This is a genomic window from Mesorhizobium sp. B3-1-7 (assembly GCF_006439385.1).
In the GTDB taxonomy this organism is placed as follows: Bacteria; Pseudomonadota; Alphaproteobacteria; order Rhizobiales; family Rhizobiaceae; genus Mesorhizobium.
Window position 1 is genome coordinate 127,023 of record NZ_VFTL01000008.1, and the last position, 21,913, is coordinate 148,935.

Consider the following 21,913-nt stretch of genomic DNA (forward strand, 5'->3'; position numbering starts at 1 on the left):
AATCGCCGAACCGCTTTAAGTTTGGTTTTGCGCAATTCCGGACGGGAGGCCACGGCGAAGTCGCCGAACCTGACCGCCAGGCACTTTTCGCGAATTGCCGTGAATTTTTTGCCGGCTGTCGTGGCCGGCAGGCTTGCGCAGCGGGACGTCAGCGCCAGATAAGGGCGGGGCCGGATGCCGATAGAGGCGCGTTTGCCGGTGCGAGAGGAGATTGCAGCTTGATGCGCTTGCCGGCGTTGCTTTGGGAGGGTCGCGGTGCGCGTCGGTAACGCACTCTATCGGCTTGCCAAGGATCTGCCGGCGGCAATCCCGGTGTTCCCGCTTGCCGGGGCGCTGCTTCTGCCGGGCGGCCGCATGCCGCTCAACGTCTTCGAGCCGCGTTACCTGCAGATGATCGACCTGGCGATGGCCGGCTCGCGGCTGATCGGCATGGTCCAGCCCAGCCTTGACGGCGCATTGCGCGATGACGGCGAGCCCGAGCTGTGCAGCGTCGGTTGCGCCGGGCGCATCATCTCGCTCGCCGAGACCGGCGACGGGCGCTACCTGATCTCGCTGCAGGGCGTCTGCCGGTTTCGCATCGTGCAGGAGCTCGCGGCAAAGGCGCCGTTCCGGCAGTGCAAGATCAGGCCGTTTTTGGCCGACCTCGATGAAGACCCGGCCGGCGCCGAGGTCGACCGGCCGGCGCTGCTCAAGGCGTTTCGCGCCTATCTGCAGGCCAACGACCTCGAGGCCGACTGGGAAAGCGTAAGCCGCGCCGAAAACGGCATGCTGGTCAACGCGCTGTCGATGATGGCGCCTTATGGACCGGCCGAGAAACAGGCGCTGCTGGAAGCGCCGGACCTGAAGACGCGCGCCGAGACGCTGATCGCCATCACCGAAATAACGCTGGCGCGCGAGGATGATGAATTTGGGTCAAGCCTGCAATAGGTTGCCGGTACGGGAATGGGTTCATGGCTGACGGACGTGACGGACGGAAGGCCGAGGTCGACCCGAAGCTGCTGGAGCTGCTGGCCTGCCCGCTGACCAAGGGGCCGCTGACCTGGGACCCCGAGCGCAGCGAACTGGTCTCGCGCGTGGCGAAGCTCGCCTATCCGGTGCGCGACGGTATCCCGATCATGCTGCCTTCGGAGGCGCGCACGATCTCGGCCGAGGACATGCTGGCGCCGCGGCCGCCGCGGCTCGGCGGGCCGTCATGAGTGTGCTTGCGCAGGCGGCGATTACGCTTCTTGCCTCTGCTGCGTTCCTTTTTGTGCTGGAAATCGCTGCTACTGAAAATTCCGCCCCTTCGGCATGACCTGGCGTGCCGTGCCCGACAGCGTGGCGATATCCTGGCGGACCGGCAGGCCGCGGCTTGCGGCGGACTCTGATCCAGCCGGCCGTTCGGCGGGATTATGCTCGATGACCGGGCGGTTGGACTCCAGCAACACGCTCAGCCAGGAGGTCAGATCCTCGATCCGGTCGGCGACGATGTGGATGACGTCCGATTCATGCTGCAGCTTGCCGGTGACGCGGATGAAGCGCGCGCCCATGACGACGGAGCGGAAGCGGTCGAAGACGCGTGGCCAGATGATGACGTTGGCGATCGATTTTTCGTCCTCCAGCGTAAGGAAGATCGCATTGCCCTTGCCTGGGCGCTGGCGCACCAGAACCAGCCCGGCGACGGAGACGCGGCGGCCGTCGCGCACCGACGGCAGGCGGGAATTGGCGGTGACGCCGGCGCGATCCAGCCTTTCGCGCAGGAAGGCGACGGGATGCTCCTTCAGCGACAGGCCGAGCGAGCGGTAGTCGTGCACGACATGCTCGCCGAGCGGCATCTTCGGCAGTTTCGTTTCCGGCTCCAGCTCGCGCAGGCCGAGAGCGGGCCGGTCGAACAGCGGCAGTTTCTCGGCTGCGCTCTTGCCGTCGAGCGCCCGCACCTCCCAGAGCGCGGCGCGGCGGTCGAGGCCGATCGAGCGGAACGCATCAGCCTGCGCCAGCTTCTCGATCTCGCCGACATCGAGGCCCGAGCGCAACCAGACATCCCTGACCGACCGATAGCCATCGCCGCGCTGGGCAACGACTATATCCATGCGCTCTTCGGACAGGCCCTTGATCTGGCGGAAGCCGAGGCGGACGGCATGCGCCGTCTCGATGACGCCGCGCATCGAGGCGTGGCGCTCGAGGATGCGGGACGGATTGAAGACGGTGGCCTCCAGCGTGCAGTCCCAGACGGAATGGTTGATGTCGACCTCGCGCACCTCGACGCCATGGTCGCGCGCGTCGCGCACGAGCTGCGCCGGCTGGTAGAAGCCCATCGGTTGCGCGTTGAGGATGGCGGCGCAGAACACATCGGGAAAGAAGGTCTTGAACCAGCAGGAGGCATAGACGAGCAGCGCGAAGGACGCGGCGTGGCTTTCGGGAAAGCCGTATTCGCCGAAACCTTCGATCTGCTTGAAGCAGCGTTCGGCGAACTCCCTGGGATAGCCTTTCTCGACCATCCCTTCGACCATCCGCGTTTCATAGTTGCCGATCGTGCCGGTTCGCTTGAAGGTCGCCATGGCGCGGCGCAGTTCGTCGGCTTCGCCCGGCCGGAAGCCGCCGGCGACAATGGCGATCTTCATCGCCTGCTCCTGAAACAAAGGCACACCGAGCGTCTTGCCAAGGATCTCTTCCAACTCAGGCTTGGGGTATTCGGCCTTCTCCTTGCCCTGTCGTCTACGCAGATAAGGATGCACCATGTCGCCCTGGATCGGCCCGGGCCGCACGATCGCCACCTCGATGACGAGATCATAGAATTCGCGGGGCTTAAGCCGCGGCAGCATCGACATCTGAGCGCGGGATTCGATCTGGAAGACGCCAAGAGTGTCGGCCCGGCAGATCATGTCGTAGACGCGCTGGTTCTCCGGCGGGATAGAGTCCAAGCTGTAGGGCCGGCCGTAATCGTCCCGCGCCTGCGGATAATGCTGCGTGAGCAAGGTCAGAGCGCGCTTCAGGCAGGTCAGCATGCCGAGCGCCAGCACGTCGACCTTGAGGATCTTCACCGCGTCGAGATCGTCCTTGTCCCACTCGACCATCTTTCGCTCCTCCATCGCCGTCTTGACGATGGGCACGACCTCGTCGAGCCGGTCGCGGGTGATGACGAAGCCGCCGACATGCTGGGAAAGATGGCGGGGGAAGCCCATGATCTCGTTGGCGCGCTCAAGCACCTGTCTGGACAGCGGATCGGTGCGGTCGAGGCCGCCGGCATTGGCTTCTTTTTCGCCGAGCTCGGAGGTCGACCAGCCCCAGATGGTGCTGGACAGCGCGCTGCGGACATCTTCCGACAGGCCCATGGCCTTGGCCACCTCGCGCAAGGCGGAGCGGCCGCGATAGCTGATGACGGCGGCGGCCAAGGCGGTGCGCTTGGTGCTGTATTTCGTATAGATGTACTGAATGACCTCTTCACGCCGCTCATGCTCGAAATCGACGTCGATGTCTGGCGGCTCGTTGCGCTCTTCCGAGATGAAGCGCTCGAACAAGGTGTCGATGCGTTCCGGGCCGACCTCGGTGATGCCGATGCAGAAGCAGATGATCGAATTGGCGGCCGAGCCGCGGCCCTGACAAAGGATGTCCTGGCTGCGGGCGAATTTGACGATGTCGTGGACGGTGAGGAAATAGCGCGCATAGTTCAGGCGCTCGATCAAAGCGAGTTCACTGTCGATGCGTTTCAGCACATAATCGGGAACGCCGGCCGGATAGCGCCTGACCGCCCCTTCCCGCGCCAGGCGTTCGAGCTCGGCCTGCGGTCCGAGCCCGGATTCGGTCGGCTCGTCCGGATAATTGTATTCGAGGTCGCTGAGCGAGAAGGTGAGCTCGTCGGCGAAGCGCAGCGTCTCCGCCAGCGCCTGCGGGTGGCGGCGGAAAAGCCGCGCCATCTCCAGCGGCGGCTTCAGGTGGCGCTCGGCATTGGCGGTCAGCTCGAGCCCGACCTCGGAAACCGGGGTGTTGAGGCGGATCGCGGTGAGCACGTCCTGCAGCGGTCGGCGGTCGGCGGCGTGATAGAGCACGTCGTTGGTCGCCATCAGCGGGACGCGGGCGTGTTCGGCCATCGACGCCGCCTGCTCGATGCGGAAGCGATCGTTGCCGGCATAATCCGGTGCCACGGCCAGCCGAAGCGCCGCGCCGAAACGATCCTTAAGCCGGCTAATAAACGACAAGCCGTCCTCGGTGCCTGCCGACAGGCCGGGCAGGACCGCCAGCGACATCCGATCGCCCCATTCGAGCAGGTCGCCGAGCTCCAGCAGCGTCGCGCCCTTCTCGTTCTCGTCGCGCAGATTGGCCTGGGTCAGCATGCGGCAGAGATGGCCCCAGCCCTGACGGTCGCGGGGATAGGCGAGGATATCCGGCGTGCCGTCACCGAAAACCAGGCGGCAGCCGGGGTGATAGGCCATCTTCTCCACCCTGGCCTGCTGCCAGGCGCGCACGACGCCGGCGACCGTGTTCCTGTCGGCAAGGCCGATCGAGGCAAAACCGTAGAACTTCGCGGTCACCACCAGTTCCTCGGGTTTCGAAGCGCCGCGCAGGAAGGAGAAATTCGAACTTATGCCGAACTCGGCATAGGGGATGACGGTCAGCGCGTTCATGCGAACACCCCATGCATGAACCAGCGCGGCGGCGCGGCCTGCGCGGCGCTGCTGTAGAGGCCCTGGCGGTAGAGCCAGTAGCGGCGTCCCTCGCTGTCCTCGATGCGGTAATAATCGCGGGTCGGCGCCTCCTCCTCACCGGGCAATTGCCGCCACCATTCGGCGGCGATGCGCTCCGGCCCCTCGGCGCGGGCGACGCGGTAGAGCGCGCGCCGCCAGCGGAAATTCATCGGCGGACCTTCCGGTATCTCGGTCGCCGGCACCTCGATCGGCTCGGGCGAGCGGAACAGGCGCACCGGCCGCTCCGGCGGATAGACGGTCATCGGCGGCGCCGTTCGGGGGGGTGCTGCCCGGCCGGCCGGAGCGCGTCTTTGCGGCGCTTCGGCGAAAGGCACGGTTTTGACAGCGCGTTCCGGCAGATGGCTTTCGACGGCCACCGGCTTCAGCATGGCGGTCTCGCCGAGACGGGCGCGGACGCGGTCGGCGAAGAGCGCGATGTCGGCGTCATCGTCGTTCGTCTTGCCGGTGAGGTCGCCCTGAGCCAAGTCGAAGGCCGCGACCGACAGCACGGACAACCGCACGAGGTCGAAGCCGAAGCCGGCGTCGATGGTCTGCTCCAGCGCGGTGAGCCGCTCATGGAACAGTCTTTGGATCAGCCGCGGCTCGCGCATCGGGCGCGAGGTGCCGACGGCGATGCGGCTGACGGCGCCGTCGACGCGGAAGAGAAGCAGCGCCAGCGTGCGCGCGCCCTCGCCGCGGCGTTCGAGGTCGGTCTTCAAGGCGATCGCCAGCCGGCTCACCAGCCGCTCGATGTCGTCGGTGAGCACGACCGGCTCGGCAAGGTGGCGCTCGACCGAGAGCGGCGCGACGGGAAGGCGCGGCGACACGGCCTCGTCGAGGCGGCCGAGCGCCTGGTCGAGGCGCAGAAGCAAGGTGGCGCCGAAGCGGCGGGCGAGCGGCGCGCGGGGCGCGGCCATCACCGCGCCGGCGGTGCGCAGGCCCACACTTTCCAGGCCGACGCGGGTTTCCGGCGTGATGCGCAGCGCCGACAGTGGCAATGACGCCAGGAGCGCCTCCTCCTCGCCGCCGGCGATGATGCGGTCGCCATGGAAGCGCGCCGCCGCCCAGGCGGCGCCCGGCGTCGAAGCCAGCCCGGCGCGGACATCGAAGCCCTGCTGGAAGAAGCGGGTGAGGATCTCGTCCTGCATGGCGCGCTCGCCGCCGAACAAATGCGTGCAGCCGGTGACGTCGAGGAACAGCCCGTCCTCGCCGTCGATCGCCACCAGCGGCGTGTAGCGGTCGCACCAGTCGGCAAGGCCTTCGAGCAGCCGGCGGTCGGCTTCCGCATCGGCCTCGACCACATCGATCGAGGGATGCATGGCGCGCGCATCGGCGATGCCCATGCCGCGCTTCAATCTGAGCGCCTCAGCCCGCTCGTCGAGGGCCGCGATGCGCTGGGTGTTGTTGTCGCGATGGCTGATCACAAGCGGCGGGTGAGGTGACGGCAGGTGATGCGGGGGCCGGGAACGCCAGGACCGCCCCAGGCGCTGGCGCAGGATCCGCTCCGCGGCCAGATGCGGGAACCACAGCGACAGAATTCTCTGTTCTTTCTGCAAAAGCGTGCTCATTTGGGTTCCACTCCAGTGTGAATTGTCCGGGCAGGGCCGTGCGGCTCTTGCCGATATCGAGTTTGAAGGCGGGGCGGCCGATCGAGCCGGCGAGCGGCCCAGCGACGGTTTCGCGGCTTGCCGCCGCCGCCGCCGAGACGATGAGGCGCACCGGGGCGGCGGTGGGGTCGGCCTCGCCGGCCTGGCGCAGCAAAAGCAGCGGCCGGCCGGCATTCTGGGCGCGGGCGTGCAGCCGGCGCGTGGCGGTGAGGTCGAGCCGCTGCGGACTGCCGCGGATCTCGAGGATGACCGCGGCAAAGGCCGTCATGCGGGCGGCCTCCTCGGCGATCCACAGCGCATCGAGCAGTTTTGGCGCCTCGGAAAACAGCAATTGCTCCGGCTCGATGCCGAACAGGGCGTGAAGGCCCCTGGCATAGGGAAAGCCGGCCTCATGGAAGATTTCCGCCGTCCCGACCCAGAGGATCGGCAGGCCCTGCTTCTCTCTGAGGACCAGGCTTACGAGCGACAGCGCGAAGCCGGCAACGGCGCCGGCATCGCGGGTCTCCAGGCCATGGATTTCGCTGAGCGCCGCCTTGGGCAGGCCGCCGCCGAGGGCGGCGTCGAGGCGACCGATGCCGGTATGCAGGAAGGCGTCCGCCGAAGCCACGGCGAGGCCACGCCGGACGATCGTCCTGTCCGATCGAGTGGCATCCACGATACCACCGGCCGTCGGCGCCTGCAGGCGCTCGGGCAGCGTTCCCTCGATCTTCGCGATCTGGCGGCGCAGGGCAAAAACAGTGTCCCGCGCCACGGCGCTCATCGCCATGACATTCACTTCCGACAGCAATTGTTCCTGTTATGTTCCTATAGATTCCAGAGGGTGCCGGAAGAGTCAAGCGGAGTCATAAGGAATTTATTCCCAATTATATACTTGAGAAAGTATGGGAATATGTCCTATGATCCGGGCCGACAGGCCGGCACTGAAAAGACTGAGGAAATCGAGCCCATTGAAATCACGCCAGAGATGATCGAGGCGGCGGTTTATGAGCTTAAATATGGTGAGGCACGCGAGCTAGCAGATATAGCTCGCGCCGTTTACGTGGCGATGGTCACGGAGGAGCGCCTTGCGCGTCGCAAGGCATAGACTCAGCCTCTTCCATGAGTTTGCGCATGTAGGCGACAGCTAGGTTTCCCACCGCTCCGGGAGATGTGTCGTCGAGGTCCATCTGCAAGTGCTTGGTGGGAGGATTGAAGCTGTCACTGAACCGATCATCTGTGACCCTTACCAGTCTCAGTCGATGGTCGATTGACTGCTGCAAAACCCGAGAGATTACATCTCGCTCTGGCCCTTGCCCGTCATTGACTTTGATCTTAACAGCCCTTGGCTCGGCGTCGTCTTGGTTCTTGAATTTGAAATCAATGCCAGACTCACCCATCCCAAATGCGCCGCTAGTCTTGATCGAAAAACCTTGCGGTACGCTAGCAGTCACGTCTGCCAATCCATGTGTATCGGAGTCGCGCGCGTGGTGAAGGTAGGATAACAATGGGTCTGTCCTTCGCAGATGTTTTACGCGACCAAACCATGCGGTACACCGCCCGCAGCACTTTGCCCCCTGTTCCAGTTTCGAATAAGCTCCAGATACGCCGACGAGAAAGCTCCACCAATGGCGGCGAGCGGCTTCAACATCGGACGCTGTGTCGGCCGCGTCAAATGCGGCGAGGGCGTCTTGAGCTGAGTGTAGCCGTTGAGCCGCTTGATGAACGGATTTCGGTATCATGAACGCACCAGACCAAAAGCAAACTGATGAAGCCAAGTTCAACGAAACGCTTAAGCGGATGCTGAAGACGCCACCAGCGCCGCACGATAGCGACAAGAGTAAGCAGAGTCAGGCGGAAAAGAGAAAGGCGAAAGTCGTTAAGGCTTCGCCCTCCTTTTCCTCAAAAAGATAAGCCTTCGTGCCTTCTGCTTAAGCGTTCTGGGCTTCACCAATCCGCCGATAGGTGAGGCGCTTGCCTTCGATCATGGCTAGCAATTGGTCGTGGCGTTCCGTATCCGAAACATTCAAGGCGGGCGACGGTTGTAGCGGAAATCGAATTCGGCAAGGTAGCGATGCAAATGAGCCTCGCCGCAATGCTGGTACGTGCCGACCATGCCGCGCTTGAAGACTGAGAATACGCTTTCGATGGTATTGGTGTGGACATCGCCGCGAGCATATTCCTTGGCTGAATGCTTCACCGTGTCATGATTGGCGAACTCAAGCCCGGTGACCGGATAGAGGTTGCTTTCGTCGGTGTAAAGCGTGGATTTGCGGTCGGCGTTGCGGACCAGCACTTCGCGGACTTCCGCCTTATTGGCGTGCTGGACATGGAACATACGGGCCTTGCCGCCGCGCTCGACCAGACCGACGACAGCGTTTTTCATCGGCTTCTTGCGCTTGAGGTAGGGCAGGCCCTTGCGGTGCGGCGAAACATAGCCGTCTTCGCGGCGGCCGAAATAGGTTTCGTCGGCTTCGACGGTCTTGCCTTCGCCACCAAGCGGACCGGACGACTTAACGTCTTCTGCCATCGCTTCGCGGATGCGGTGCGCCATGAACCAAGCGGTCTTGTAGGTGACGCCAAGCATACGGTGCAGCTGGTGAGCGCTCATGCCCTTTTTGGACGAAGCCATGAGGAACGTCGCCAGGAGCCACTTATTCAAAGCGATCTTAGAGCGCTCAAAAACAGTTCCGACAGTAACGGTGAACTGTTCGCGGCATTCCATGCAGTTGTACAGGCCGGGACGGTGAGCCTTGCCTTCCATCTTCTTGATGCGATCCGGGCGAGCGTTGCCACAATGCGGGCAGTTCGGACCTTCCGGCCAGCGCTGAGCCTCAAGATGCTCGCGGGCGGCTTCGGTATCTTGGAAGATCGGGCTATCGAGGCGCATTTGGCTAACTCCTTGGATTCATTTATCCCAAGGGGCGCCTGCTTTGTCAAGTATATAATTGAGAATTTATTCCTTCGCCCTTTACCCTGAAAGCGAACGCCCAGCCGGCTCATTTGCCTCTATCGGCGCGAAAGCCTATATGCCGGGATCAAAGGAAATTTCATGGCCCGCATCTACAAGACACGCACCTGGCACGACCAGCTCTCCCCGTCGATGGACGAGATGGAGCTTCTGGCGCTGGAGACCTATGCCCATCTGCCGGACGAATTCCGCAAGCTCACCGGCGAGATCATCATCCAGATCGCCGATTTCCCGACCGACGAGATCATGGACGATCTGTCGCTGGAGACGCCCTTCGACCTGCTCGGCCTGTTCGAGGGACGCGGCATCGCCGAGCGCTGGAACCCGCAGACCGGCGAAGGTCCGAACCGCATCACGCTCTACCGCCGCGCCATACTCGACTACTGGGCCGAGAACGAAGAGACGATGGGCGACATCGTCACCCACGTGCTGATCCACGAGATCGGTCACCATTTCGGCCTGTCGGACGACGACATGGAGCGCATCGAGGAGGCGGCCGAGCAGGCGGCGGCGGGCTGAGCGCGCACTTCGTCATCCTAGGGCGAAGCAAGGAGCGAAGCGACGCGCGCAGACCCTAGGATCCATGCCGTTCCATCAACACCAAACCCGCGGTGCAGAACGGAACGCTTGCCGCCCGACACCCGCAAACGTCCCCTATATTCTGATCCGCTGCGCCTTTCGGCTCAGGTAACGGCATGGATTCCAGGGTCTTCGCGACGGAGCTTCGCTCCTGCTCCGCCCTAGAATGACGAAGTTGGGGGCTGCCGCCCTTTCTACCAGTCGCTGAGCTTGGTGTCCGGGCCGTAGTCCTGGCCTTCGACATCCTTCACCACGGCCTGGCCGCAGCGCATCGACTTGGTCTTCTTGTCATAGGCGTAGGTCGGCGAGCCGAACAGGTGCCAGCCCTTGTTCAGCGCCGCCGTCACCTTGTGGCAGAAGGTTGAATCGTCCGGGCCGGACAGAAAGCGGTAGAGTTTCATTTTCGAGCCTGTCTTGAATATCGGCGCATCATGCGCCGATGATTATCGCCTTCGCCAGAAGTTTCTCGGCTTCCGCCAGATGCAGCCGCTCGACCATGCGGCCGTCCATCGCGATCACGCCCCTGCCGGCATTTTCGGGCCGCGCGAACGCATCCCTGATCGCACGCGCCCTGGCCAGCGCCTCGGGCGACGGCGAAAAGGCATGGTTCGCCGGTTCGATCTGGGCGGGATGGATCAGCGACTTGCCGTCGAAACCCATGGCCGCGCCGTCGGCGCATTCGCGCGCCAGGGCGTCGAGGTCGCGAAAATCATTGGCGACGCCGTCGATCACGTCGAGGCCGCCGGCCCGCGCGGCGAGCACCAGTTGCATCAGCCAAGGCATCATATAGCGCCGGTCGGGCGTCGCCAGGATGCCGGTCGCCTTCACCAGATCATTCGTTCCGGCAACGAAACAAGCGAGGCGCGACGCTGGATCGCGGCCAAGCTCGGCGATGGCGCCGATGTTGAGCAGCGCCTTGGGCGTCTCGACCATCGCCCATAGTTTCACGCTGTCCGGGGCGAAATTGTCGTCGAGCAGGTCGCCCGCCTCGAGGATGTCGCGCGGCGTGCCGATCTTGGGCAGGAGAATGCCGTCGGGCTCGGCCTTGGCCACGGCCAACAGGTCGTCGGCGCCCCATTCGCCGGCGAGCGGGTTGATGCGCACCACCATCTCGCAGCGTTTTTCGCGCCCGGCGAGAATGCGGGCAATCTTGTCGCGCGCCGCCTTCTTGTCGGCGGGCAGGACGGCGTCCTCGAGATCGATGATGACGGCGTCGCAGGCCAAGGCGCCGATCTTGGCGAGCGCCTTGTCGTTCGAGGCGGGAATGTAAAGCACCGAGCGGCGCGGGCGGCAGGGTTCCTGAGCCATGGCCGATCTATGCAGGGTGATGGCGGATGAGGCAAGGCGGGGAGTAATCTTCTCCTTGAGGGGCCGCAAGGGTGAGATGCCCGGCAGGGCGGAGGCGCACGCTGTCCTGCCAACCCGTCCTGCTCGGGCATCCGGCGAGCAAGGTCGTTGGTGACACCAATATAGATCGTGCCGCCTTTCTGGCTTGCGGTCATGTAGACGTAGCCTGTCATGCTTCGATCTTACCTGGCGCCATCGCCAACGGCTATTCTGGACGGCAGCATTCTACGGCTAATGTCACGGCATGGATTCTAGGGTCTGCGCGCGTCGCTTCGCTCCTTGCTCCGCCCTAGAATGACGAAGGATAGATCGCAGCTTCACGCGCAAGAACCCTCTCTATCGCCTTTGACGGCATCCCAGGGGCTGGCACCGCCATATGCGATGCCGTACTCGAGCGTCTCGGGCGCCGGCGCCAGGCTGTCTTGCACCAAATCTGCAAATCTGTGCGGAAAACCTCCTCCAATCCGCCGCGCGTTCACCGTGTCCGTCGGCGAAACCGGCGGCATGCGAACACCTCACACATCCCGCTGGTTCCTGCCGCGCCGGCTCCGCGACGAAGGCTGGTGGCTCGTCGAGCCGCAAAGGCGGCGCGTGACGGCGACGGTGCTTCCGTTCAGATCGCGGCCGGCATGCGGCGGCGCTAACACAGCCAGGAAAGCCCAGCGATGACGACGATGACCGTGACGGCGCCGGCGAGCACGACATCGCCTGTCCCGAGCTACTGCCGCCGCGTCGGCGCCGCCGCGCTGCTGGTGGCGCTGGCCGATTTTCTTTTCTACGGCCAGCCGGTCGGGATCACCGTCTTCATCTTCGCGACCGTGCTCGCCGCCACGGTCGTCGCCATGCATCCGGCGGCGCTCAGCGACGGCCGGGTCTGGCTGAAGCCGGCCGCGCTGTTCGCCGCGCTGCTGCCGCTGGTCGAAAATGTCAGCCCGCTTTCGCTGCTGGTCGCAGTCGCGGCACTTGCGGTCTTCGCGCTGTCGTTGGCCGGGCGGCTGCGCGGCGAACCTGCCCGAATAGCCCGCCAGCTCAGCCTGTTCCTGATCGCAGCGCCCTTCCGCTTCGCCCGCGACTTCTTCCGCTGGCGCAAGGCAGCGCGGGAACTCGGCCAGCGGCGGCTTCAGCTTACGGCGATTGTCGTCTGGATCATGCCCTTGACGCTTGGCGTCGTCTTCCTGGCGCTGTTCGGCACCGCCAATCCGATCATCGAGCACTGGCTGTCGTTGATCGACCTCTACGCGCTCTTCGAAAAAATCGAGTTCGCGCGGCTGATCTTCTGGCTGATCGTGCTTGCCGGCGTCTGGGCGTTCCTGCGGCCGCGCCTGCCGCGCTTCGCTTTCCGTGTCAGGCGCGTTTTGCCTGTTACGCCTGCAGCGAGACCGGCGAAGGCCGAGGACATCCTCTTCGGCAAGGCGGCCATCCTGCGCGCGCTGATTGTCTTCAATGGCTTGTTCGCGGTGCAGAGCGCGCTCGACGCCACCTATCTCTGGGGCGGAGTCGCCCTGCCCAACGGGATGACCTATGCCGCCTATGCGCATCGCGGCGCCTATCCGCTGGTCGCCACCGCGCTGCTCGCCGCCGGCTTCGTGCTGGCGGCGCTGCGCTCGGGCAGCGAGACGTCCCGGGATCCGCTGATCCGCGGGCTGGTCTATCTCTGGGTGGCGCAGAACATCGCGCTGGTGATCTCCTCGATGCTGCGGCTCGATCTCTATATCGACGTCTATGCGCTCACCTATCTGCGCATCGCCGCCTTCATCTGGATGGGACTGGTGGCGGCGGGGCTGGCCCTCATCGTCGCCCGCATCGCGCTTCAAAAATCCGGCGAATGGCTGCTTTCCGCCAATCTTGTGACACTATCGGCGACGCTTTATGCCTGCTGCTTCGTCAACTTCGCAGCAACGATCGCCAACTTCAATGTCGACCATTCCCTGGAAATGACCGGATCCGGCACTCCGCTCGACACGCCGTATCTGCATTCGCTCGGCGCTGTCGCCATGCCGGCGCTGGACCGCTACCACACACACAAGATCGGAATGCCGACCACTTATCTGGCCGACCAGGTGATGATCGACAATTATCTCGCCGAACAAAAGAAATGGCGCGCCTGGAGCTTTCGCGACTGGCGGCTGGTACGGGTTCTCGACAACAGAGGCCCGCTCGTGCTTCCTCCATCTGTGCAACCGTCCGCACCGGGCCATTGATCGATGCCACACAATATCCTCGTCGCCGACGACGACCCGCATATCCGCGAGATCATCTGCTTCGCGCTGGAAAAGGCCGGCATGAAGACGGCCGCCGTCGCCGACGGCGCCGCAGCACTCCAGGCGGTCGAGCGCCGCGCGCCCGACCTCATCGTGCTCGACATCGGCATGCCGGAGATGGACGGGCTCGAGGTCTGCCGCAGGCTCAGGCAAAAATCCGACGTGCCGGTGCTGTTCCTGTCCGCGCGGGATGAAGAGATCGACCGCATTCTGGGTCTGGAGATGGGCGGCGACGACTATGTGACCAAGCCGTTCAGCCCGCGCGAGCTGGTCGCCCGCGTCAATGTCATCCTGCGGCGCGCGCGGCCGGCCGCCGCGGAGGAAGAGGCGGACGATCGTGAATTCACGCATGGCAAGCTCATGCTCGTCCCGGCAAGCCATGAAGCAAGTTTCGGCGGCAAGCCGCTCACCTTGACGGCGATCGAGTTCGCGATCCTGAAAGGCTTCCTCGCCCGTCCGCAGCACGTGCTTGGCCGCGACGCGGTGATGGCCAATGCCTATGCCTCCAACATTCATGTCTCGGAACGCACGGTCGACAGCCACATCCGCAACGTGCGGGCCAAGCTGGCCGCGGTCGGCTGCATCGATGCGATCGCGACGGTGCATGGCGTCGGCTTCCGGCTCGGCCGATGCGGTGGTTGAGCAAGGAAAGGTGGCGGCCGCGGCTCGCCACCGTCGTCGTCGTCATCTTGATCCTGGTCATGGCGTTGCCGCTGGTTGGGCTGTTCTTCTTTCGGCTTTATGAGAACCAGCTGATCCGCCAGACCGAGGGCGAGCTGATCGCGCAAGGGGCGGTCGTCGCCGCCGTCTATGCCAGCGAGGTGCGCGCGGCCGGCATCGCCCCGGAAAGACTGGGGGCGCCGGTCTCGGCCGATCCGGCAAGGGACAACAACTATCCCTATGATCCGATCGAGCCGCGCCTCGACCTTGCCTCGGACGATGTCATGCCGTCGCGGCCGGCGGCGCTTCCCGCCACGCCCGATCCCGCCTTCGCGGCAATAGGCGCGCGGCTCGACGGCATTCTCGACGAGACGCAGAAAACGACGCTCGCCGGCTTCCGGCTGCTCGATCCACGCGGCGTGGTGATCGCCGGTGGCGACGAGGTCGGCCAGTCGCTCGGCCAGATCGAAGAGGTGCGGACCGCGCTTTCCGGCACCTATGCCAGCGAGCTCAGGCTGCGCATCCCCGACCAGCCGACCCCGCCGCTCTATTCGGTCAGCCGCGGCACCAAGGTGCGCGTCTTCGTCGCCATGCCGGTCGAGCTCGACGGCCGGGTCGCCGGCGTCGTGTACCTGTCGCGAACGCCGAACAACATCGTCAAGCACCTCTATGGCGAGCGCGGCAAGGTGACGTTGGCGGCCATCGCCATCCTCGGCGGCACACTTTTGATCGCGCTGGTGTTCATCCGCACCGTCAGCCGGCCGATCTACGCGCTGATCGACCGCACGAAGCGCATCGCCGCCGGCGACCGCGACGCAATCAGGCCGCTCGACCATCACGGCACGCGCGAGATGGCGGCGCTGTCCGCGGCCTTCCTCGACATGGCGCAAAAGCTGCAGGCGCGCTCCGACAGCATCCAGACCTTCGCCACCCATGTCTCGCATGAATTGAAATCGCCGCTGACGGCGATCCAGGGCGCGGCGGAGCTGCTCAGGGATTCCGGCGGCGCGATGGACGAGGCCGAGCGGCGGCGCTTCTCCAACAACATCGTCACCGACGCCGGGCGGCTCAATCTCCTGGTGCGCCGGCTGCTCGACCTGGCGCGCGCCGAGAACCTGGAACCGAGCGGTGACAGCACGACGCTTCATGCGGCCCTGGCATCGTTGCCGATCGACACCAGGCTGGAAGCGCGGCTTGAAGGCGGCGGCGACATCAGGCTCGGCATCTCGGCCGAGAATCTCGGCATCGTGCTCGCCAGCCTCATCGACAACTCGGCGAGGCATGGCGCCCGACAGGCGGCGATCCATGCCTCAGCCGATGGCGAGCGCGTGTCGGTCCAGATCGGCGACGACGGCGACGGCATCTCGGCCGCCAACCGCGCCAGGATCTTCGAGCCGTTCTTCACCACGCGGCGCGAGTCCGGCGGCACCGGCATGGGGCTCGGCATCGTACTGGCCCTCCTGAAAGCGCATGATGGCACGATCAGGCTGGTTGACTCCGAGCGCGGCACGCGCTTCGAGATCGACTTGCCGGTTGCGTGAAGACGCGACCGAATGATCGGAGAAAAAATGCGCTACGACATCGTCATCATCGGCGGAGCCATCGTCGGGTCCTCGGTCGCCTACTACCTGCGCGATGAGGGCTTTACCGGCTCGATCGCGCTGATCGAGCGCGATCCGCAGTTTCCGCACGCGGCGACGACCTTGTCGCTCGCCTCGATCCGTCAGCAATTCTCCATCCCGGAAAACATCCGCCTGTCGCAGTTCACGCTGAAACTGTTCCGGCGGCTGAAGGAGATTTTCGGCGCCGACGCCGATATCGGCTTTCGCGAGGGCGGCTACCTCATCCTCGCCGGCGAGGCCGGCCTACCGATCCTCAAGGCCAATCACGAGACGCAGGTCGCCGAGGGCGCCGATATCCTGCTCGAGGACCCCGGGCAGCTGGCGCGCCGCTTCCCGTGGCTGTCGGTCGAAGGCATCACCGCCGGCGCCTTTGGCCGCAGCGGCGAGGGCTGGTTCGACGCGCATGCGCTGCTGGCGCTGTTCCGCAAGGCGCTGCGCGACAAGAAGATCGATTTCATCGCGGCTTCCGCCACCGGCATTTCGCGCGAGGGCAATCGCGTCACCAGTGTAAGCCTCGACAATGGCGAGACGCTGGAAGCGGGCATTGTCGTCAACGCCGCCGGGCCGAATGCCGGCAAGGTGGCGGGTTTTGCCGGGCTTGCGCTGCCGGTCGAGCCGCGCAAGCGCAACGTTTTCGTCTTCGAGGCGCGCGAGAAATATGCCGACATGCCGCTGCTGGTCGATCCGTCGGGCATCTATGTGCGGCCGGAAGGCTCCGTCTACCTCACCGGCGGCGCCGAGCCGGAGGAGGGCGATGTCGCGCCCGACCCGAAGGACTTCGACGTCAACTGGCCGCTGTTCGAAGAGGTGATCTGGCCGACCTTAGCCGCCCGCATCCCGGCTTTCGAAGCGATCAAGCCGACGCGCGCCTGGGTCGGGCATTACGACTACAACACGCTCGACCAGAACGCGGTGATAGGGCCGCATCCGGAGGTCGAGAACTTCCTCTTCGCCAACGGTTTCTCCGGCCACGGCCTGCAGCAGGCGCCGGCGGTCGGCAAGTCGCTCGCCGAGTTGATCGTGCATGGCGGGTACAGGACGGTGGACTGCAGGGCGTTTGGATATGAACGGGTGGCGGAGGGAAGGGCGTTCAGGGAATTGAATGTGATCTAGCGTCAGCGCTCCCTTCCCCCACAAGGGGCACAAGGGGCGAAGGGGCGGCCGCGCCGGCAAAATAGCCCTGCAGCCATCCAAGCACCCGCGCCCAGCCTTCGGCATGTTCGGCCGCCGCATCCGGGAAACCCGCGAAGCCGCCATGGCAGACGGTGAGCCGCGTGCCGCCGCCGATCGGCTCAAGCAGATAGGCCACCGTCGTCTCGTGATGCCCCAGCGCCGGATGGTCCCAATCGTAGCGCCGCGTCTGCACGATGCGGCGCGGCATCTCGATTTCGAGGAATTTTCCGCCGGCGGGGAGGTGTCTGCCGTCGGCGGCCTGCACCGTGACGTTCCAACCGCCGCCGACGCGCAGATCGGCGGACCAGTCGGTCATGCGGTAGGTTTCGGGCGAACCCCACCAGCGCTCGACTTCACTGGTGACCAGCGCCGCGATAACCTCGCCCGGTGAGGCGCAAAGCTCGGCCGAGGCCATGACCGTGTCTGCATTCGCCATGGCTTGCGGTAACGACAAGTGAAGCATCAGATTCAATCCCACCAAGGATTGTCTCGTATCCGAAACGAACGTTCACCCCTTTGACGGCGGGCGCTCGAAACCCTTGCCGGTTTCAAGCAGGCTCTTGAGGCTCGCCAGAACCAGCGGCCAGCCCTTGGAGACGTTCGGGATCAGCCTGTGCGGGCCGTCGGCCTCGTGGATGACGGCGAGCTTCATCAACTCGCCGTCGGGCTCTACGGTGAAGGTGCAGCGGGTGTAGCCGTCCTCCTTGACCTCGGGCATCCATTCGTTGCGCCATTTGATGACCAGGCGTTTTGGCGGGTCGACCTCGAGAATCTCGCCCGAGTCGGCGACGCGCCCGTCGGGGAAGATCAGTTTCCAGCTCGAGCCGACCTTCCAGTCGCTCTCCTGATAGGAGCAGAGGAAGAACTGCCGGTTGAATTCCGGATCGGTCAGCGCCTGCCAAAGTTTTTCAGGCGTCGTGCGGATATAGGTGACATAAACAAAGCTGTTCTCGCTCACGGCTCTTCCCTTTCAAGGCGTTGCTTCAGGTGGCTGAGGGCAGCAAGCCGCCCCCGCTCGAACTTGCCGATCCAGCGCTCGGCGATCTCGTTGATCGGAACGGGGTTGAGGTAGTGCTCCTTCTCGCGGCCGCGGCGCATGGTGGTGACGAGGTTGGCCTCCTCGAGGATCGCCAGGTGCTTGGTCACCGCCTGGCGCGTCATCTCCATGTGCTCGCAGAGCGCGTTCAGCGTCTGCCCGTTCCGGGCATGGAGACTGTCCAGCAATTGCCGGCGGGTCGGGTCGGCCAAAGCGCGAAAGACGGCATCCATGCTCATGGCTCTAATATGCAACCATTTGGTTGCATGTCAAGCGGTGGCAAAAATATTCTGCCGCCTGATGACTGCTTGCCTAAGTTTTCTTGCTTGCCGGATTGTGCCTGTCTTGAGGTGGCTTCGCTTTTGAGCAGCGCCTTCCCCCACTCCGTCGCTGCTTCGCAGCGCCACCTCTCCCCCCTCCGGAGGGAGAGGAAGGGAGCCAGGGTCGGCGACCTCGCACGGTTCCTCTCCCCGGTCGATCGGGGCAGAGGTGTCGAGCGAAGCTCGACGGAGTGGGGGTCGATCTGGCTCGCCGGTTCCAGGCAGGAGTCGGCTCCGATATCGGTGGCGGTTCAGGTCAGCGTTTGCGGGAGAACCAGAAGGCGTCGCTCATGCGCGTCATGCCGATGCGCTCGTAGAAGCCGACGGCGTCGGGCATCGAGATCAGGCTGATGGCGACGGAAGGGCCAAGGTGGCGCTGTGCTTCGTCCATCAGGCCCTTGCCGACGCCGAGACCCTGTGCCGAAGCGGATACGGCGAGTTCGGAGATGTAGCAGACCCAGGAAAAATCGGTGATGCCGCGCGCGACGCCGATCAGCGGCTTGCCCTCGATGTCGAGCCGCGCTGTCAGCACCAGATTGGCATTGCCGAGCATTGTCTTAAGGCGCGCTTCGTCGTCCACGGGCCGTGTTTCACCGAGGCCGGATTCGATCAGCACACGGCGGAATTCGGCGACGTCGAGGGCAGGCTCGCTGGCGTAAAGGACTTTGGAAGGCTCAACCATGATCGCAGACTGCACCAGCCGGCCAGGATTTCGAAGCCGTTTTTTAGGTATTGCAGCTCCGGCGCGCATGCCATGCTCGACTTGGCCCAAGGCCCGCGCACGAACAGTTGCCTTTCATTTGCCGCCGGCTTTGTGTAAACCGTCCCGCAAAACTCCCCGCAAGCCAAGAAGACGGGCAAGGATCATGGATAAATTCACCAAGCTCACCGGCGTCGCCGCGCCCATGCCGATCGTCAATGTCGACACCGACATGATCATCCCGAAGGATTATCTGAAGACGATCAAGCGCACCGGGCTCGGCACCGGCCTGTTCGCCGAGATGCGCTACAACGAGGACGGTTCGGAGAACCCGGATTTCGTGCTCAACAAGCCGGCCTACCGCAAGGCGCAGATCCTGGTCGCCGGCGACAATTTCGGCTGCGGCTCGAGCCGCGAGCATGCGCCCTGGGCGCTGCTCGATTTCGGCATCCGCTGCGTGATTTCGACCTCGTTCGCCGATATCTTCTACAACAACTGCTTCAAGAACGGCATTCTGCCGATCACCGTCAGCCCGGAAGACCTCGACAAGCTGATGGACGACGCCTCGCGCGGCTCCAACGCGACGCTGTCGATCGATCTGGAAGCCAAGGAAATCCGCGGGCCGGACGGCGGCGTGGTGACCTTCGACCTCGACGACTTCAAGCGCCATTGCCTCTTGAACGGCCTCGACGACATCGGGCTGACCATGGAGAAGGCCGGCGCCATCGCATCCTTCGAGAAGAAGAATGCCGAGCAGCGCCCCTGGGCCTGAGCACCTAAGCTATATCGATAGGCCCCGGCCATGGCAGGCCGGGTTCGTGGCGGCTGAATGGAGGGACAGTCATGACACGCTCGCTTCTGGCTGCTTCGGTGGCACTCGCTCTCGCCACAATCGGCGCGAATGCGCAGACCGCCGCGCCGGCCACGCAGCCGGCGCCCGCGACGTCCGACCAGCCGGCCGCCGATCAAGGCGCATCCGACCAGGGATCGGGCAGCGACCAGGCCGCGTCGGATGACGACAAGCAGGCGCCGATCCCGTTCGAAGGCGGCCAGCTCACCATCACGCAGCCGGAGCAGGACGGCGAGAAGGTGCTGTCCTATGACGGCAAGCAGCTGGCCAGCAATTACGACGTCTTCTTCGACAGGATCGTCAAGATCGGCGACGTCAACGTGGCGCTGGTCGATGTCGGCGACGGCGGCAACCAGTGCGGGCCGGCCAAGGTCATCGTCTGGAAGCCGAAGGACGGCGAGATCCAGACCACCACGGTCGAGCAGGACGAATGCGGCGCGCCGCCGGCGGCAGTCTCCGACAGCGCCATCTATTTCGTGCCCTATCTGCTGCCGGGCGATTCCAAGCCGGCGCTGCAATGGTCGCCTACGGAAGGGCTGACGACCTCCGGCAACCTGACCTACACGCCCGAACCCGGCACCGGCTGGAAGGATGTCGACCCGTCGAAATACGACAACATCATCGACGCCTTCCACAACGAGGCCGTCTACAAGGCCGGACAGGCGCTGCTCGGCAAGGACATGCCCGACATGGCGACCAGCCTGCTGGTCGGTGGCGGCACCGAAAAGACGGCCTCGGGCACCTTCTACGCCACCGGCTGCGTGCCGCATGACTGCGGCGGCAATGACGGCTTCATGGCGGTCGACCCGGCCAAGCAGAAAGTCTATTTCGCCCGCCGCGGCGACAATGGCGAGCCGCACGCCTGGCCACCGGTCAAGGACTGGCCGGATGACATCAAGAAGGCCTATGACGACGCGCAGGGGAACTAGGGCGACCATCCGTGCCTTCGTCATTCTAGGGCGGAGCGACGCGTAGCGGAGCGCAGACCCTAGAATCCATGCCGTGACGGTTACCGTAGGGTGCAAACGGTGCAGAATTCTGAAACGCTGCGGCGCTTCGACGTCACGGCATGGATTCCAGGGTCTGCGCGCGTCGCTTCGCTCCTTGCTCCGCCCAGGAATGACGACCGGAGGGAGGTTTCGGCCAATCACCCATGTCGCGCTTACCTTTCCTGACAACGGTCCGCCTGGCTTGGCCCACGACCAGACCCGTCTTCCCCTGCTAGAGGGGGCGCAACCATCACGAGGAGGCCCCATGCGCAAGCTCATCTCCACTGGCTCCCCCTTCGAGAAGACCGCCGGCTATTCGCGCGCGGTGGTGCAGGGCGACTGGTGTTTCGTGTCCGGAACGACCGGCTACGACTATGCCACCATGACCATGCCGGATACGGTCGAGGCGCAGACGCGCAATTGCCTCGCGACCATCGCCAAGGCGCTGGCCGATGGCGGCTTCGACATGGCCGACGTGGTGCGGGCGCATTATTACATCACCGACCAGGCCTTCGTTGACGTGGTCTTCCCGATCCTCGGCGAGGCGTTCGGCGACATCCGCCCGGCAGCGACGATGATCGTGTGCCAGCTCAACAAGCCGGAGATGAAGATCGAGATCGAGGTGACGGCGCTGCGGCGCACGGCATAGGAGCTGAGGGATGGCGGTTCGGCGCATCGTAACCAACATCGCCACAAGGGACATCGCCGCGGCGAAGCGCTTCTATCGTGACGTGCTTGGCCTCGATCTGCTCATGGATATGGGCTGGATCGCCACCTACGGCTCCGAGGAACGGATGCAGGTGCAGGTGAGCTTCATGGCCGAGGGCGGATCGGGGACGCCGGTGCCGGACCTGTCGATCGAGGTCGACGACGTGGATGCGGCGCTTGCGGGTATGGAGAAGGCCGGTTTTGCCATCGAATACGGCCCGGCCGATGAACCCTGGGGCGTGCGTCGCTTCTATGTGCGCGACCCGTTCGGCCGGCTGGTGAATGTTCTGTCGCATCGGTAGGCGCTGCCGGTCTTCTTTGAGACGCTGGCGGGACAGCACCCCTCTCTGTCCTGCCGGACATCTCCGGCAAGGGGGAGATTGGCAGCTTGGCCGCCCCGCTCCTCTTTTTCAACGTCGGCGATTGGCGAAGGCCGAAGTGCATCGATCTCCC

Annotated in this window: 22 protein-coding genes and 2 pseudogenes; 13 read left to right on the forward strand and 11 right to left on the reverse strand. The window is 64.6% G+C overall.

Translation table 11 applies throughout. From position 1 onward, the window contains the following. The first annotated feature begins 255 nt into the window (after positions 1-255). Positions 256-927 carry an LON peptidase substrate-binding domain-containing protein gene (locus FJ417_RS09270; protein ID WP_140783198.1) on the forward strand — a complete coding sequence of 224 codons (672 nt, stop codon included), beginning with the start codon at positions 256-258 and terminating at the stop codon, positions 925-927. A gap of 23 nt (positions 928-950) precedes the next feature. Further along, the gene (locus FJ417_RS09275) at positions 951-1,196 is read left to right on the forward strand and encodes a Trm112 family protein (RefSeq protein WP_140783197.1); all 246 of its coding nucleotides are present in this window, start codon (positions 951-953) and stop codon (positions 1,194-1,196) included. Between the two features lie 69 nt (positions 1,197-1,265). On the opposite strand, the gene FJ417_RS09280 is transcribed toward FJ417_RS09275, so the two are convergent. Genes FJ417_RS09280 through FJ417_RS33485 form a run of 3 tightly spaced genes read right to left on the reverse strand, consistent with a single transcriptional unit; the run spans position 1,266 to position 7,034 of the window. Then, positions 1,266-4,601: an error-prone DNA polymerase gene (locus FJ417_RS09280; protein WP_140783196.1), complete on the reverse strand. Its 3,336-nt coding sequence runs from the start codon at positions 4,599-4,601 to the stop codon at positions 1,266-1,268. After that, positions 4,598-6,085: a DUF6504 family protein gene (locus FJ417_RS09285; RefSeq protein ID WP_140783195.1), complete on the reverse strand. Its 1,488-nt coding sequence runs from the start codon at positions 6,083-6,085 to the stop codon at positions 4,598-4,600. The genes FJ417_RS09280 and FJ417_RS09285 overlap by 4 nt, the downstream gene beginning before the upstream one ends. Further along, complete coding sequence (locus FJ417_RS33485; protein WP_140783194.1) at positions 6,027-7,034, reverse strand: hypothetical protein; 1,008 nt, start codon at positions 7,032-7,034, stop codon at positions 6,027-6,029. Before FJ417_RS33485 ends, FJ417_RS09285 begins: the two co-directional genes overlap by 59 nt. A 123-nt stretch (positions 7,035-7,157) precedes the next feature. Between FJ417_RS33485 and FJ417_RS33085 the strand changes: the two genes are divergently transcribed. Both FJ417_RS33085 and FJ417_RS33090 read left to right on the forward strand, forming a co-directional pair. Continuing rightward, positions 7,158-7,352 carry a hypothetical protein gene (locus FJ417_RS33085; protein ID WP_181183187.1) on the forward strand — a complete coding sequence of 65 codons (195 nt, stop codon included), beginning with the start codon at positions 7,158-7,160 and terminating at the stop codon, positions 7,350-7,352. A gap of 632 nt (positions 7,353-7,984) precedes the next feature. Then, positions 7,985-8,158 (forward strand): hypothetical protein, encoded by a 174-nt coding sequence (locus FJ417_RS33090; RefSeq protein ID WP_181183186.1) that lies wholly within the window; start codon positions 7,985-7,987, stop codon positions 8,156-8,158. Between the two features lie 17 nt (positions 8,159-8,175). Here FJ417_RS33090 and FJ417_RS09295 read toward each other — a convergent pair. Continuing rightward, positions 8,176-9,134: pseudogene (locus FJ417_RS09295) on the reverse strand (IS1595 family transposase). 162 nt (positions 9,135-9,296) lie between these two features. Between FJ417_RS09295 and FJ417_RS09300 the strand changes: the two are divergent. After that, the gene (locus FJ417_RS09300; protein ID WP_140647199.1) at positions 9,297-9,734 is read left to right on the forward strand and encodes a metallopeptidase family protein; all 438 of its coding nucleotides are present in this window, start codon (positions 9,297-9,299) and stop codon (positions 9,732-9,734) included. A 254-nt stretch (positions 9,735-9,988) separates the two neighbouring features. Here the strand turns inward: FJ417_RS09300 and FJ417_RS09305 are convergent, their stop codons facing one another. The 3 genes and pseudogenes from FJ417_RS09305 to FJ417_RS09315 all read right to left on the reverse strand — a co-directional run. Then, positions 9,989-10,195, reverse strand: coding sequence for a DUF1737 domain-containing protein (locus tag FJ417_RS09305; RefSeq protein ID WP_140647198.1), 207 nt, complete (start codon positions 10,193-10,195; stop codon positions 9,989-9,991). Positions 10,196-10,223: 28 nt separating this feature from the next. After that, positions 10,224-11,102 (reverse strand): CoA ester lyase, encoded by an 879-nt coding sequence (locus FJ417_RS09310; RefSeq protein WP_140783193.1) that lies wholly within the window; start codon positions 11,100-11,102, stop codon positions 10,224-10,226. Between the two features lie 122 nt (positions 11,103-11,224). Continuing rightward, positions 11,225-11,314: pseudogene (locus FJ417_RS09315) on the reverse strand (GIY-YIG nuclease family protein); the annotation flags it as partial. A 492-nt stretch (positions 11,315-11,806) separates the two neighbouring features. Here FJ417_RS09315 and FJ417_RS09320 point away from each other — a divergent pair. Genes FJ417_RS09320 through FJ417_RS09335 form a run of 4 tightly spaced genes read left to right on the forward strand, consistent with a single transcriptional unit; the run spans position 11,807 to position 16,797 of the window. Continuing rightward, positions 11,807-13,342, forward strand: coding sequence for a DUF4173 domain-containing protein (locus tag FJ417_RS09320; protein WP_246687421.1), 1,536 nt, complete (start codon positions 11,807-11,809; stop codon positions 13,340-13,342). Positions 13,343-13,345: 3 nt separating this feature from the next. Further along, positions 13,346-14,044 (forward strand): response regulator transcription factor, encoded by a 699-nt coding sequence (locus FJ417_RS09325; RefSeq protein WP_140783192.1) that lies wholly within the window; start codon positions 13,346-13,348, stop codon positions 14,042-14,044. Next, the gene (locus FJ417_RS09330) at positions 14,032-15,603 is read left to right on the forward strand and encodes a HAMP domain-containing sensor histidine kinase (RefSeq protein WP_140783191.1); all 1,572 of its coding nucleotides are present in this window, start codon (positions 14,032-14,034) and stop codon (positions 15,601-15,603) included. Before FJ417_RS09325 ends, FJ417_RS09330 begins: the two co-directional genes overlap by 13 nt. Positions 15,604-15,630: 27 nt before the next feature. Further along, positions 15,631-16,797 carry an FAD-binding oxidoreductase gene (locus tag FJ417_RS09335; protein ID WP_140783190.1) on the forward strand — a complete coding sequence of 389 codons (1,167 nt, stop codon included), beginning with the start codon at positions 15,631-15,633 and terminating at the stop codon, positions 16,795-16,797. Here the strand turns inward: FJ417_RS09335 and FJ417_RS09340 are convergent. The 4 genes from FJ417_RS09340 to FJ417_RS09360 all read right to left on the reverse strand — a co-directional run bounded on the left by FJ417_RS09340 (position 16,775) and on the right by FJ417_RS09360 (position 18,895). Then, entirely contained in the window at positions 16,775-17,293 is a 519-nt protein-coding gene (locus FJ417_RS09340) for an SRPBCC domain-containing protein (protein WP_246687420.1), read from the reverse strand. The two genes, FJ417_RS09335 and FJ417_RS09340, sit on opposite strands and share 23 nt — an antisense overlap. A gap of 72 nt (positions 17,294-17,365) precedes the next feature. After that, positions 17,366-17,815 (reverse strand): SRPBCC family protein, encoded by a 450-nt coding sequence (locus tag FJ417_RS09345; RefSeq protein WP_140783188.1) that lies wholly within the window; start codon positions 17,813-17,815, stop codon positions 17,366-17,368. Continuing rightward, complete coding sequence (locus tag FJ417_RS09350) at positions 17,812-18,132, reverse strand: metalloregulator ArsR/SmtB family transcription factor (protein ID WP_140647191.1); 321 nt, start codon at positions 18,130-18,132, stop codon at positions 17,812-17,814. The genes FJ417_RS09345 and FJ417_RS09350 overlap by 4 nt, the downstream gene beginning before the upstream one ends. A gap of 337 nt (positions 18,133-18,469) precedes the next feature. Next, positions 18,470-18,895, reverse strand: coding sequence for a GNAT family N-acetyltransferase (locus FJ417_RS09360; RefSeq protein ID WP_140783187.1), 426 nt, complete (start codon positions 18,893-18,895; stop codon positions 18,470-18,472). A 184-nt stretch (positions 18,896-19,079) separates the two neighbouring features. Between FJ417_RS09360 and leuD the strand changes: the two genes are divergently transcribed. From leuD to FJ417_RS09380, 4 genes are all read left to right on the forward strand, one after another. Further along, positions 19,080-19,685, forward strand: a complete 606-nt coding sequence (leuD, locus tag FJ417_RS09365) for a 3-isopropylmalate dehydratase small subunit (protein ID WP_140647189.1) — start codon at positions 19,080-19,082, stop codon at positions 19,683-19,685. Between the two features lie 71 nt (positions 19,686-19,756). Further along, positions 19,757-20,692 carry a hypothetical protein gene (locus tag FJ417_RS09370; RefSeq protein ID WP_140783186.1) on the forward strand — a complete coding sequence of 312 codons (936 nt, stop codon included), beginning with the start codon at positions 19,757-19,759 and terminating at the stop codon, positions 20,690-20,692. 325 nt (positions 20,693-21,017) lie between these two features. Further along, positions 21,018-21,401: a RidA family protein gene (locus tag FJ417_RS09375; protein ID WP_140783185.1), complete on the forward strand. Its 384-nt coding sequence runs from the start codon at positions 21,018-21,020 to the stop codon at positions 21,399-21,401. Positions 21,402-21,411: 10 nt separating this feature from the next. Then, complete coding sequence (locus FJ417_RS09380; RefSeq protein ID WP_140783184.1) at positions 21,412-21,762, forward strand: VOC family protein; 351 nt, start codon at positions 21,412-21,414, stop codon at positions 21,760-21,762. Positions 21,763-21,913: the final 151 nt, after the last annotated feature.